A 13,243-nucleotide genomic window follows, 5' to 3' on the forward strand; every position below is an offset into this window, starting at 1 on the left:
TCTGATAAAACTGCCGGCCTGCATGGCCGGTAGTTTTTAAAATTGGCCCGTAGTTTTACATATGCTTCAGGGCGTAAAAAAACCGCCTGGCGGCGGCTTTGCAGTGATTACAAAGAGGTGGTGAAGATTCAGAGCATCATACTGGTGTTAGCAGTGTCACCACGAATATTATTGACGCCGCCTTGAAAATCAATAATTAAAGGATAAACCATATGGAATAAATATACGGAACCTTCGATATTCTCAGATATGTACCGGTGTGCGCCGCAATTTTCTTCTGCGGCTTACCACGTATACTACCGGCAAAAATATCACGGCTATGTCGAGATGAAGCGCCAGAAACGCTGGAACGATCTCCCGCGCTATTCGGCTGCGGAAAGCAAAGAAGAAACGCTAAAGATGATGATTTCGGCAAAAAAGAGGCAGGTGAACCTAAGTTTCAGGATGGCATGGATGTTTTCAGCTATTGCCGTGTTCTGGTTTTTTTATATACGCTGATACATCGCTTGAGAAATCGGGACGGCCTTATTAACCCGCTTCAGTAAAAGCCGCCTTAAAGGCGGCTTTTTTGTGGCTGATGGCAGCAGACAGATCATTCGAAAGAGTGAACCTGTTAATTTTGTTTCATTCAAAAGTGATATTCAGCTATATTAATCTTTGCTTGAAGGGAAAGGTGGTGTTGTCATTTATTTTCCACTCTCAGCCTTAATTTTAGCTCTTGTAAAGCTTGCATGATGAGTGATGGGCTTAAATGGGCTCACCAGAATAAAAGTACATGCAAATGAATGTATGAATTGTGATTCACAAGGATAAGTTAATATGATTCTTTTACAGATTAATCAAACAGATTATTTAACACCGATAAAAGACATACCATACTACACTGATTTTATCTCAAAATATTGCCATATAACAATTAGTTGCAACGTTTCTCAGGGGATTCTCATCCCATTACGTGGGAATGAAAATGATGAATTAGATGAAGATGTAACAGAATTCATAAATACGATGCCAGAAGACTCTAGAAAAAGAAGAGAGTTTTATAGAAAATTTGCAAAAGGTTCTCATATAGATGTGGGTGATGTGATTCAGGAAAATGAAAAAAGAACATTTGCATCTGATTATTTCATAGGGGAAGCGAATAAAAATAATATATCCCCACGAGAGTTAGTGTTAAGGACTTTAAATTGCAATGTGTTTTTGCAATATTATTTCCTCTTGGAGGAAACTTTAAAAAATTTACTCCTAGAATCGAATAAATCTTATGACCCTAAAAAAATAACAGGATCACAAGCAATAACGCTTTGTTTAAATAAAAGATTGAATAAATTTAAAAATAAAGATAAATTTATCAGATTAATATCTGAAAGAAGTAAGTTTTTCAAAACCTGGAAAACATTATCATTATCATGGGATTTGTTGACACTTATACGGAATAGATGTGTTCACTATAATAATAAATACGATACCATATCAGTCGCTAAATTGAACGATAGTATAGATTTAATACTTAATGAGTTAAGTAAATCAGAAGGAAATGAAATGACTTCATTATTTTTCATGGAATCCATGGAGAAAATAGTTGATCAAATAGAAGTTAATGGATATATACTATTCAACTTTACTTTAGAAAATATGATAAGAAATACATCTATATTTGTAATTGAATCATTATACTTATGTGAAATAGAATTAGTAGCATAAAAAACTTAAAGCTAAAGAGACCGCTACGAGATGCTATTCTCGCAGTGGTCCTTTCCACTACAGCCACAGGTCAACATTACCTTAACCCGCACCGGATCGGAGAAAACAGCTGAGCCGCCATTCATCTGGAAGACAGCCGGGGCAAGCACACGGACATTCTTGTAACCTAGGAAGGCCACGCCAGCCTGCAGTTGGACAACGAATTTGACTCGCCCCGCTGGTACGTCAACGTGCCCGACGCGGCGAACATGGTGTATATGACGCTCTGGGTTAGCAGTGTTTTTCACGAGTAATGCCCGTCTCAGACGTATCAATTAGCCGGCCAATCTGGCCGGTTTGTTTGCAACTAAAAAACATCTAATCAAACCTTTCAATCCACGTTAATTAACATCCGCTTTCAATTAACACCTGAGCTCGCCTTGCTTCCAAATGCTTAAATACATTAGCTTCACTAACCAACAATGACCGAATTTTGTTATTACAATAAATCACCAAGAGGGTTGCTTAGTGAAAAACACAAGTAGTATTGCTCAGGAACTGGAGAGTTTTTTAAATAATAGTGAAAATGATAATGCCAGCTCGCGAGCCGAAATGGCTGAGTTTTGCGTTGAAACTATTTATAAATTTGTTAAATTTAATCGCTCTGAAGGCGAGGGTCTTGATGGCCGGGACGGACCTGAACGTCAGGGGCTCGGAGAGGTTTTGGATGCAGCAAAAAATCATAAGTTCGACATTGGCATGGCTCAGATGAGTAAGAAAATTTAACAGTAAATCTGCATTGTCCAGCTTTTATCTGTTTTTCCAAATGCCTCCTGAAAGCGCAGGAGGCAATTTCCCATTTTGGTTAAACCTGTCATTACAAATGTTCTGTCGCATACTTTTTTGTTCAGGCGCCGAATTCTGGCGTGATCTGAAAATTTTCAAAATCCGAAATAGAGTTTACTGCTGAATCCCTGAGCACGCGCTGTCACGCTGGCACCCTGATATCCGTGACGGAGATTTGCAATGCGCATCAGGCCACTCCTGTGTTTTTCCCTGCTGATACCGATTCAGGTAATGGCAGGCACCGTCGTTTTCACCGACGCTCAGCACCCTCCCCTGAACCTTACCGCCGACACCAAAGTTGTCTGGCTGGACGGCCCCGATCGTCTGCAGCAGGCTATTTTCGGTGATTTGTCGTCAGATCCTCAGCAGGCTGCCCTGCAGGCTCAGCAGGTCATTCAGTCACCAGACTGGCCCCGGAAGCAGGCGCAAATTGCCGGCGCCTATCGTCAGGTGGTCCACGCCTGGGAAATTGGCCTGCACAAGTACCCAGCCGTCGTATTTGATGATCGGGACGTGGTATATGGCACGGCTGACGTGGCGCAGGCCAGCTTGCACCGCACGCAGGGGGCAGGCTGATGCCAGGGTCATTCAGAAAGCACCTCTTCGCCGCCGGCACTGCCTCGGTTCTGGCCGTAGCCGCCGCTCCTGCCACATTTGCCGCCATCAATACCGCCGGGATTATAGCCAGCGCGGTGACGCAGGACTGTATCAGCTGGCGCGTGAGTGGCGTCTGTTACTGGCTGATGTGTACGCCCTTTGGCTGCTCGGTCAAAACCTCGGTTAAGGTGACGCACTACATTCCTGAGGTGGTGGTATCAACCTACACCGGCCCGGGCGGCAATCCCTGGCATGAAATGGCTTTTATGAGCGGAGCTGCGGGAGCCGTTGACGGCGGACTGACCAGCGGCGCTGCCGCCGGCGGAGGGAATGCCGCCGACATCAAGGACGCAGGGCGTCGTCAGTCAAATATCAAATTTAAATACGCAGACGCTATCGGGCATCCGGCGACCTCCCTGATTGGCGGCAGCATCGCCGGCTACTCCTGCGACACCGCTGCCCGGGCATTTAACCCCTACTTTCTCAGCACCCTCGATTCGCTTATGTGGCGCACGGGCCTGCCGGAATCGCTTTATCCGGAGGCGCTTATTCCCGGACAGCGCGAGCTGGGCAGCCAGGCCGCCGCCAACATGTGGGGCAACCTCTATCCACGATCGGGCTTCGTCAGCCAGACGGACGATGACAAGGCTTCCGCCGTCGTCGCCCAGCGCGTGGCCGACATCATCACCCGATCCGGGCAGATCCACGTTTATCAGCAGCTGAAGGGCACTCGCAAGCCGGGGTACTGGCCGCCGGGCGAGGTGAAAGAAAACACCGGCACGGCTAACCATAAATGGCAGCGTCTGTCGCCCACGCTCTCGGCTACCTGTGCCGTATTCCCCGACGGCGCCTATCCCACGGCGCAGGACGGCAACGAAGCCTATGCCCTTTGGCAGCCCTACAGCTGCTGCAAACGTCGCGGCCAGACCTTTCTGTATGCAACCAATTTTTAAGAGGCAATCATGAACACAACCACACTGAGGCCAGCGTTTCTTGCGGTCCTGGTCAGCATATCGATCGGCATGGCACAGGCTGATGACGATAACCGGTCCGGCGCATTTGGCATTTCACTGCCGTCGGTCAACGACAGTGCGTTCGGCTATGGCAAAAACGTCAGCGGCGCGGTATCTGACAAGCTCTATTACACCCTCGGCGGAGGCTCCGTAATTTCCCAGCCAGCCACGCGTAGCAGCATGCGCAAACTGGGAATGGATTTAGGCTGGAGCAGTGACCTGATGTGCGGCAATTTCGATCTTAAAACTACAGTGGGTAACCAGCTGAACGGCGTGACCAGTGGCTATAAAAACCTGATGAGCGACGTTATTCAGGGGGCTACCGGCGCGGTCGCCAGCCTGCCGGCCATGGTAATACAGCGCGCTAATCCGGGCCTGTACGACATGCTGACCAACGGCGTGCTGCAGGGCAGCGTTGCATTTGATAAGGCCCAGCTTAACTGTCAGAACATGTCCAAACGCATGATGAACTTTGCTGGCAACAACAAGTGGAACCAGAGCGCAGTCATGGATGAGTATAAATCGCTTGTCAACAGTGGCGATGCCGACGCGGTACGCGTTAACAACGCCTCTGAAAAGCTGCAGGGCAAGTCCGGACAGAACTGGATAGGTGGACAGAAGCGCGGCGGGCAAAATCAGCCTGCCATTCGTCCTACGCACGATCTGGCCGCCGCCGGCTATAACATGATGAACAGCCAGCCAGTGCTAAGCAACACGCCAATCAGCAACAGCAGCTGCAATGGCGGTGCGTGCGCAAAATATGGCAGCGCAGAAGAGGCAGCAAAAGCCGTGGTCCAAGTGGTTGGCGACAGCTCACTGCGTACCTGCGCTGATGCATCCCAGTGCACCAGTGGCGATGACGAACAACAGCCGGGAGCCACTCAGGCCGGCACCGGCTTTGCCCCCATTCTTGAGGAAACAACAAAAGAGAATACGGATCAGCTTGTGAAACTGGTTAACGGATCCGAGCCGCCCAACGCCACCAACCTGGCGAAGCTTAAAACTGGCAGCCTGCCAATCACAGCCGGCGTTATCAGGGCGCTGCAGCGTGATCCTGACAATGCCGCACTCACAGCCCGACTTGCAGGCGAGCTGGCAATGGCTGATACGGTAGAAACGGCGTTGATTATGCGCCGTATGATCGTCACCGGCATGTCAGAGCCGAACGCCGCCTCCCAGACAGCCGCCATTGAAGAAGGCGACCGCCGGGTAACTGCCATCGACAGGGAAATTACCGCCCTGCGTAACGAAATGGAGCTCAAACGCGAGCTGTCCCGCAACTCCGTGCTGACCATTATCGAGCGCGAAAATGGCCGCGTAAACAGCAACCCGCAGACCCAAAGCGATGACAACACTGACAGCCGCATGAACCGCCTGGCGGTGCCTGAGACTGAAAGCAAATGAGCGAGGCCCGCACCATGAAACCTGTAAAGGAGGCGCGCCGCGCCTCGTTTTTCCGTCGTCATCCTTTTCTGCAGCGCACGCTGATTATTGCCGGCACGCTGCTAATTTTGCTGCTCGCAGCGCTCGTTATTGCGGATAACGCGATCAAAAATCCTGACAAGACGGCCGCTTTCAGCAAGTGGATGGAGCAGGCAAAATACGGCTGGCTGATGTGGCGGCTGGCGGTATACGGCGCCCTGACGTGGGGGTTTGTGAAGATCCTGCGCGCGCCGGGCTTCAGGTCGCAGTACAGGCAGCCGCTTATGCGGATTGCCGCCGTCAGCGTGGTTTTTGCCGTTGTGTGTGAACTGGTGCTGCTCAGCGGCACGGGAGCATCATAATGCTGACTAACAGCTACCTGGAGTATTTCCTGACCCTGCTCGGCTGGGTCGTTAATAATGGTTTGTGGAATATCCTGCTCAGTACCGGCCTTTTTGCCGCCCCGGTGGCCTTTCGCCTTATCGGCATCTGGCTCAAGGTCCGGGAGGAAGGTGAAGATGAGGGAAACAAGGGGGCGCTGTCCATTCCCCGGATGGAGCACGCCATTTACACCTCCTTTCTGGTCATAATTGCCTGCTGTATGCCGCTGATGAACGTGGACATGAGCACCATCAAATATGACGCCACGCGCGCGCAGACGTGCGGGACGTGGACACCGAAGGCACCGGATGACACGGGCTATTCGCCCGTGATTTCCAGCCTTAATGACCAGACCGCCGCCGCACCTGTGTGGTGGTATCTGATGCACAAGCTGGCAAAGGGCATCACACAGGCGTCCGTCGCCACCATCCCCTGCCGTCCTGATATGCGCCAGATCCGCTTTGAGGTGCAACACACGCGTATCAATAACAAGGGACTCGCCGAGGAGCTGCAGGACTTCACCAACGACTGCTATTCCCTGGCGCTGTACATGTGGAAGCGCGAGGACCAGGGGCAGACGAAGGATAAAGCCACCCTGCGCGACATTGAGTGGATTGGCAGTAAGACGTTCCTGGGCAGCTATTACGGCAGCCTGCAGTCAAAAACACCACGCGCCGCGTTTCCATGGAGCGAAAGCCGGGACAGCGGGCGGCCGGACACCGGCCGGGGCGGATATCCGACCTGCAGCGAATGGTGGAGCAAGGCCGAAACCGGCCTGCAGGCCCGCGTCGTGGACCAGGCTGATCCGGGCTTATGGACCCGCCTCTCGGCGGCCATGACCATGATCGGCGGCAATGCGACCGACTACCGGGAGGCCGTAATACGCCGCCTGGTAAGCCCGGAAAGCCTGACGGTTTCACAGGGCGGCCACGTTTATGCTGGCTACGGCGGCAATGCGGATTTCACGCTGGATAACTCTGTATCGCGCGTTGCGGCGATTGGCGGAACCGCGCTGGGAAGTGTCGCGGCATTTCCGGCGTTTGACGCCATGCGGCAGGCGTTGCCTATGGTTCAGGCCGTACTGCTAATGGCCGTGGTGGTGGTTCTGCCGCTTATTCTGGCTTTCTCAGCGTATGAAATTAAGACGGTTATCACGCTGACATTTGTTGTATTCGCCCTGAACTTCCTGACGTTCTGGTGGGAGCTGGCGCGCTGGCTGGACAGCTGGCTGCTGACCGCGCTGTACAGCTCGGACACGCACAGCAGTTTCAACATGGCCGGCTTCCAGAATAGCTCGGATGATCTGATCATGAACTTTGTTATGGCAACCATGTTTCTGGTACTGCCGGCGTTCTGGATGGGTGCACTTTCATGGGCAGGCATCAGAGTGGGTGGTGCACTCGATGGCGCACTCAGAAACGGAACTTCGCAAGTACAGCAAGCAGGAGGTAGTGCAGCTGAATTAGCAAAAAAAGCAGTTAAACTATAAAAAATTGATCACAAGCGGCAAGGATGCTGTAGCCAACACCTTCTGGTCAATTTCGCTTCTCCCTATAATTTAGATGTCCACTTATTTTTAATTAGGTGGACACCTGATGAACGGCTCAAAATCCTTAACACCCCAGCACTAATCTCCCTAATTCAATCTCCGGCTAGCGCATATGGAGCTCATAACGCTTGAAGGAAACGGCAGCGTTGCTGCTCTTATGCGACAGAGTATCCTAACTACGTTCATCGTCGTGGGTCATAAAGCTTGGCATAAAAGACTTTTTGTTACCTTGATGTTTCGAATAAATTAAATTTATTGCCTTTAAGTTTTTAATGCAATTCACCCCTTCCATAAAAGTCTTATACAAGTGGGGCTGACAGTTTTCCTACTTGGGCAGGCCGCCGATGAAGAATACAGCCAGAAAAATTACGTCAGGTAATCTCTGTCAGCGGGACAATATCCGAACCCGCTTTTTTAGCCACCCAAATCTGGCTGAGACCCACAATGATGAGCACCATCGGTTCTGGATCTGTAAGATATTTTCGCCAGCTTTTAAGGTCTCGCGGGGAGGGTATGGGATAATCTTCCGGATGAGTATGCCACTCACCGAGATACTGGAATGTACCTCCGGACTGGTAGAATGCCTGATCTACCTCCAGTTGATGAATTCGACTGCAACGGTCCACAGCGTAGCGACTTCTCCTGTCATCCTGTCCGGGTTCAGATATATGCTGAATCACTATATGATTACCCCTCCGTTCCCCAATGATCACACCAGCAGCTTCTGCACTGTCCGATTTAACCTGCTTGTGAGCAAGTAACCTCTCAGCTACGTGCGGCATGATAACAATCAGGTTATTGTCGCTGTCCTTAAACGTCATTTCAAATTCTGCCATGGCATGTCTCACATTTTGCAATACGCGGCAGGTACTGAGGCCTTCGTGAACGTCCGCCATCCAGTACATGCTCGTTATACGTCCATTTCTTTATCGGCTCTAAAAGCGAGAGTGCGGCCTCCTGCATCATGGCAGCAGTCATAAGACTGACGGCTGCATCATAGGGCGTAAAGGTACTGCCACAGCTGATATGGCGTTCCAAGTCGTGGTCAATTCCCTGAAATCTTAGGTCAACACCGTCCTTATAGAGCGTGACATTTGCTAGCAGGCAGCCATAGCAGCAGGTGCCGTCATCAATAATGACTTTGGCAGCTCTGCCATTACCATCATTAAAGCCATGGATAAGGACGGGCCGGCTGGATGCTTGCATCTGGCGCACAACAACGGCTAGACGCTTTGAGACTGGCGGACGTCCTGTTGCATCAATCACGATGTCATAACGTTTGAGGGTTTCTTCTTTGAGGGGGAACTCAAACGGCATGGCGTTAATACTTCGGGCCAGATGAGAAGAGGAATTTAGCGAATGAGCAAGTGATACAGCCTTATTATTGCCGAAATCAGCCGTGGTCAGCGCATGGCGCCCGTAATTATGAGGAGAAAACGTATCACCGTCGAAGAGGTCAAATTTTTTGCTTCCGCACCCTGCGCCCGCGCGGGCCAGCAGACCCGCTAGGTAACCGCCTATTGTTCCGCAGCCAATCAGGGCGATACTTCTGCTGCTCAAATCACCAGCCAGATGTCCTCGCCGGTTACGACGAAGAACCGAATGACTATCTGCTTTAATTACGTCTGTTCTACAAAACGCATTCACGGCGGTTTTTGACCCAAGTGCGGTGGCCAGATTGCCGAAACCGGAGCGTGCTTTAATGTTCGCTTTTCGTTTTTTAGGAGATGTATAGGAGTTGAGGGCTACTGCCTGTGTATTCAGCTCGAAGTAAATGCCGACCATGTCCTGCTTAACCACATCCAGCAACAAAAAATGCCGCTTTACCGGGTTTTTAATAAGATGCTCAATCATATGCTGTCTAGCGACATTATCAACCACGGCGAGCCAGCCGAGTAAGTCTTTAAAGCTCTCAGGAGGCCACATAATTCCAGCAAGCCGGGCTGGTTTTATCCGGATGTAGCCGGCAACGATACTTTTCATATCACGAAGCCTGAGCGCACGTTGTGTAAGCCAGGCGTCACGTTCAGTCAATGTGCTCTCATCGCAGACGATCCATTCTTCGTACTTTTCACTGCGGCCGAGAGACGTTTCCTTCCCAGGTATTGCCACATAGCAGCTGAGTTTTTTTTCCTGCGGTGCTTCTGAAAGAAGGTAGGCTTTTTTTTCGGAAAGCCAGTAGGCTGAAAACTCACCTTCCATTTCAGTGTCAGCAACCCCGCCATCAGTGATTGATCGCAGGGATTTGTCGATGGTAACGGTAATCTGATGGTCGATATTGGTAAAAATGCCCTGCAGGTCGGTTACATCCCAGTCTGCTTCTTTTTCCTGAACGTAACACAGGTACCAGCCCATATTGATGTGGGGCATTAATAATCCGCAGAATTGCTCAGGCATGCGCAAAACACAAGCAGTGGGGAGCGAAGTAAAGGGATCGTCAGTCAGCCGCAGACCGATTTTAAACACGCCCTCGGGCGTGTTGTAATCTTTAACATAGAAACCTCTGGCTTTACTCAGTAAACGAAGTGGAGAACCCTCCGGGAGGGTCCGGGCAAGTACGTACTGGAAGCCGCAGCGCAGCAAGCACTGATGGGTATACTCAAGCACTTCCATCGGATCAGCCGCTGCTCATCGTTTTGCTGATGGTTTTTGGTTGCGATGCCTGAGCGGGTGGGCTGGTAAACGCAGGGCCTGACGCTTTCGTGTCTATCAGTTCGCTTTTGATCACCCTTTCACCGTAGGCTTTGTTTAATGCAGTCAGAGCTAGTTGTTTTGATGTTGCATTTTCGGCTTCATCCAAGAACCGGCTAAAAGCACGCAGTTTTTCTATCACGCCGATTTCCCATTCTCCATGCTCATACGCCGGTGGGAACAGGGGCTTTGTATCAGAAGGGTCCGGACTCGCCACGCCAGCAGAAAATGCATCCGGCAGTTTACGTGCGACCATCAGCATCGTCGCACCTAAATCAGCTTTGTCGTGAGGAGTTTGGTCTAGGATACCTACCGCCGCAGCCATTAATGAAATGGATGAAGGTCCCCGATCGCCCCACTGCGCGTCTCGCCATGCTTTGAGGTAACGGCAAATTTTCTTCAGATGAAAGCCCGAGCGACGGCAACTATCCAGGAACCAGTCCTCAACCGTTTTAGGGTCGCTTTTCCTCCACTTTTCCTTTCCTTCTCTCAGGGCAAGGTTAACCGAATCTGAATCCAGCTCGTAAGCATCCCGGTTATTTTTCCAGATGTCTGTGACACTGGCCGAATCGCAGACGGCTCGGCGGTAAGATTCTGAAATCGCCGCTTCCTTTTGCAAAAACTGCTCTTCGGGTATGGCGTACATAGGTACGTCAATGTGGGTGTTTTCGTCTGGAATTCGAATGCGAGCGCAGGTACTTTTGGTTTCAAATTGCCAGCTTTCGTTTTCTGCGACGAGCGAGCGTAGCGAGGAGTCAACCAGAAGAATCAGAAGACGGTGCCCAATGACGGGTCCGTCATCAAAGACAGCCATAGGCAGGTAAGTCCCATCGTCGATGTCCATTTCCTGAGGTGGCGTGTTGTAAGGTAAGTTCAGCGTATCGTATTGAAAACTACCCTGCGTCCAGAAACGAGGTGTCAGTGCCAGAAACGACTCACGGGCCTGCGCACTCATGTTACTGATGAGGAGTATAAGCTCATCCTGTGCTTCCGGGGACAGGTGCGCCAGTTGCGTGCGCGCGACCTTTGCCTTCATGCTCTCATTCAGAACTGAAGTGTTGCTGGCTTCACTCACCAGAGATTTAGCTTCTTCAAACACTGCCTTGGTACGGTTCCGAATGCGTTTTCGTAATGCTTTAAGGGTTTCCGTTTGCTCAATGCTGAGTTTGAGCTTGCTGATGAGTCCGTCAGAGGTATGTGTGTAGTAACGATGAAAATTCCAGCTCATTATATTTTTACTCTCTATTCGCCGGGATCTGGCGCTTAAAAGGTGATGCTGGGGTCGTAAAAAACGCGCCCAGCCGCGGATTTATAGTGAACTCTTCCGTTGCACGCTGCCTGCCCTTGCCTGCCAGATTGCTGAGGCTGCTCTCACTGGCATTATCCAGCGTGATATCCGAAGCGGCCTCGTTGGGTATTGAGTCATCAAGATAGAGATAGTTTTTATCAACGCCACAGCGTCTCAGCTCACGCTGCAGCATTGACTTATGTAACAGCTGGTTAGCCGTCATGGTAGTGAGTACCAGACGTTCGCCCATCCCCCATAGCCCGAGATAGCCGTGCCTTTCATGTGCAGACAAGGCTGCGGGACTTATGGAGTATTCTTCACCCAGCGTACCAATATTGAGGATTCTAATATTGCTTGTGGCAACACCCGGGAAGTCACTCTTCATATCATTGATGACTTCATACATTCCTACTAAAGCAGGATTGTTTGCAATAAGCCCGCCATCCGCAAAATATGCGTCTAGCTGCTTGCAGTAATGTGGCGCGAAATAGGTGGGTGCAGCTGACGTTGCCATTGCGGCATCCAGCAGAAGGAGTCTGCCATCTCGGGTAAAATCCGGGTTGTGGGGCGTTTTAAAAAATTGCGGTTTTCCTGTTGACAGGTTGACGGTGGGAATAATCACACGTCGATTTAAATCATCAAAGGTAGTGTTTTTTCCGACCATTTCTGCAATCGTCTTTTCCAGCGGTGCGCTGTCATACAAAGGTCGCCTCGCAAGACGGAGCTTTTTGCGAAAGCCGGAGAAAAGCTTCGGGAACTTCTGCGGAGGGAAAATTTCTGGCGCATGGCTTCGGAAAACCGCTTCCAGCTCGCGGGCGCTCTTACCTGATGCAAGTCCGAGCGCAAGGATGCCGCCAATTGACGTTCCGGCTATCAGGTCGAAATAATCGCCAGCCTTGACGTCCGTCTTACTGGTCTTTGCTTCAATGATGCGCTCGATTTCTGCAAGCACGCTGATGGTAAAGAGGCCTCTTGCCCCTCCACCGTTAAGACACAATATCCTGACATCACCGCCCGCGGCAATTTCCGACATGATCGTTCCTTCTTTAGAGAGTTATAAGTCAATCTGAGACTTGAAAAGCACGTTTCGAATCAGCTTACGTTAGTTTTTATAATTAAGTTAGTTCTTATTGCAATGTGAAATACTTAATAAGATTGGTTGTTGGTGGCTCATGCGACAATTAGGTGTCGGGAGGGATTAATGGCCTGTACATGGAACAAGTGAGGCACTTTCTAGCGGAGCGCGCCGACTGGCCCCCACGAAGGCTATGTCAGCTCTAATACGATGTTGCTATGTGGATGAGTGGCCTGGCAGGGAGGATCTGAGCTTTATAAGTTGCTATGGTATGCAACGTGACTGCGCGATACACCGTTGACCCAATAAATCAATTATCTGATCCAACGTTATGTGTTCAGATATTGAAGAGATACTACTGAAAGTGACTTAGTATCCCTTTCACCCGGTTGATACCGAGGGCTTTCAGGTACTCAGAGAGCAATTATGGATGTACGGCAGCGGCATCAAGAGTCACAGGAAGTAGCTGAGGTCTCTCTAAAAAAGGTAAGAGCAGCTTCCCCTCGCGGCATTGTTAGTGCCATTTGAACAACAGATTGGCGTTAATGCCATTTTCAAGCGCCAGTTTTGAGATGGATATTCTGGGTTCGCAGGAGGCGGCAACGAACTGGTGTTGAAACTCAGGAGGATAATTAGGACAGCCTCTCCGCCTGCCGGAAGTCACATCTTTCTGCATATATTACACTTTGGTTCCCAAT

The 13,243-nt window shown here is 50.3% G+C and carries 13 protein-coding genes; 8 read left to right on the forward strand and 5 right to left on the reverse strand.

Translation table 11 applies throughout. The features are described from left to right. The first annotated feature begins 327 nt into the window (after positions 1–327). The 8 genes from ACMGGP_RS20205 (at position 328) to ACMGGP_RS20240 (ending at position 7,431) form a co-directional block, all read left to right on the forward strand. Positions 328–498, forward strand: coding sequence for a hypothetical protein (locus tag ACMGGP_RS20205; protein ID WP_236352611.1), 171 nt, complete (start codon positions 328–330; stop codon positions 496–498). 321 nt (positions 499–819) lie between these two features. Further along, the gene (locus ACMGGP_RS20210) at positions 820–1,704 is read left to right on the forward strand and encodes a hypothetical protein (RefSeq protein WP_498798779.1); all 885 of its coding nucleotides are present in this window, start codon (positions 820–822) and stop codon (positions 1,702–1,704) included. Between the two features lie 507 nt (positions 1,705–2,211). Beyond that, a complete protein-coding gene (locus ACMGGP_RS20215) occupies positions 2,212–2,469 on the forward strand; it encodes a hypothetical protein (protein ID WP_236352609.1) in 258 nt (85 codons plus the stop codon). Positions 2,470–2,709: 240 nt separating this feature from the next. Beyond that, on the forward strand, positions 2,710–3,105 hold the full coding sequence (locus ACMGGP_RS20220) for a TIGR03757 family integrating conjugative element protein (protein ID WP_236352608.1): 396 nt from the start codon (positions 2,710–2,712) through the stop codon (positions 3,103–3,105). Beyond that, the gene (locus ACMGGP_RS20225; RefSeq protein WP_236352607.1) at positions 3,105–4,079 is read left to right on the forward strand and encodes a TIGR03756 family integrating conjugative element protein; all 975 of its coding nucleotides are present in this window, start codon (positions 3,105–3,107) and stop codon (positions 4,077–4,079) included. Before ACMGGP_RS20220 ends, ACMGGP_RS20225 begins: the two co-directional genes overlap by 1 nt. A 9-nt stretch (positions 4,080–4,088) precedes the next feature. Further along, entirely contained in the window at positions 4,089–5,543 is a 1,455-nt protein-coding gene (locus ACMGGP_RS20230) for an integrating conjugative element protein (protein WP_140034358.1), read from the forward strand. Then, the gene (locus ACMGGP_RS20235; protein WP_236352606.1) at positions 5,540–5,923 is read left to right on the forward strand and encodes a hypothetical protein; all 384 of its coding nucleotides are present in this window, start codon (positions 5,540–5,542) and stop codon (positions 5,921–5,923) included. The genes ACMGGP_RS20230 and ACMGGP_RS20235 overlap by 4 nt, the downstream gene beginning before the upstream one ends. After that, positions 5,923–7,431 (forward strand): conjugal transfer protein TraG N-terminal domain-containing protein, encoded by a 1,509-nt coding sequence (locus tag ACMGGP_RS20240; RefSeq protein ID WP_236352605.1) that lies wholly within the window; start codon positions 5,923–5,925, stop codon positions 7,429–7,431. The genes ACMGGP_RS20235 and ACMGGP_RS20240 overlap by 1 nt, the downstream gene beginning before the upstream one ends. Positions 7,432–7,862: 431 nt before the next feature. Here the strand turns inward: ACMGGP_RS20240 and cap3 are convergent, their stop codons facing one another. The 5 genes from cap3 to ACMGGP_RS20265 form a co-directional block, all read right to left on the reverse strand. Next, entirely contained in the window at positions 7,863–8,327 is a 465-nt protein-coding gene (gene cap3, locus ACMGGP_RS20245) for a CBASS system CD-NTase/cGAS isopeptidase Cap3 (protein ID WP_236352604.1), read from the reverse strand. Then, entirely contained in the window at positions 8,314–10,104 is a 1,791-nt protein-coding gene (locus ACMGGP_RS20250; RefSeq protein ID WP_236352603.1) for an E2/UBC family protein, read from the reverse strand. Before ACMGGP_RS20250 ends, cap3 begins: the two co-directional genes overlap by 14 nt. Positions 10,105–10,108: 4 nt before the next feature. Next, positions 10,109–11,410 (reverse strand): CBASS cGAMP synthase, encoded by a 1,302-nt coding sequence (locus ACMGGP_RS20255; protein ID WP_236352602.1) that lies wholly within the window; start codon positions 11,408–11,410, stop codon positions 10,109–10,111. Positions 11,411–11,417: 7 nt separating this feature from the next. After that, complete coding sequence (locus ACMGGP_RS20260; protein ID WP_236352625.1) at positions 11,418–12,503, reverse strand: CBASS cGAMP-activated phospholipase; 1,086 nt, start codon at positions 12,501–12,503, stop codon at positions 11,418–11,420. Positions 12,504–13,059: 556 nt separating this feature from the next. Beyond that, positions 13,060–13,221, reverse strand: coding sequence for a transposase (locus ACMGGP_RS20265; protein ID WP_158150114.1), 162 nt, complete (start codon positions 13,219–13,221; stop codon positions 13,060–13,062). Positions 13,222–13,243: the final 22 nt, after the last annotated feature.

The sequence above is a fragment of the Curtobacterium sp. BNK-1 genome, assembly GCF_048685235.1.
In the GTDB taxonomy this organism is placed as follows: Bacteria; Pseudomonadota; Gammaproteobacteria; order Enterobacterales; family Enterobacteriaceae; genus Pantoea; species Pantoea agglomerans.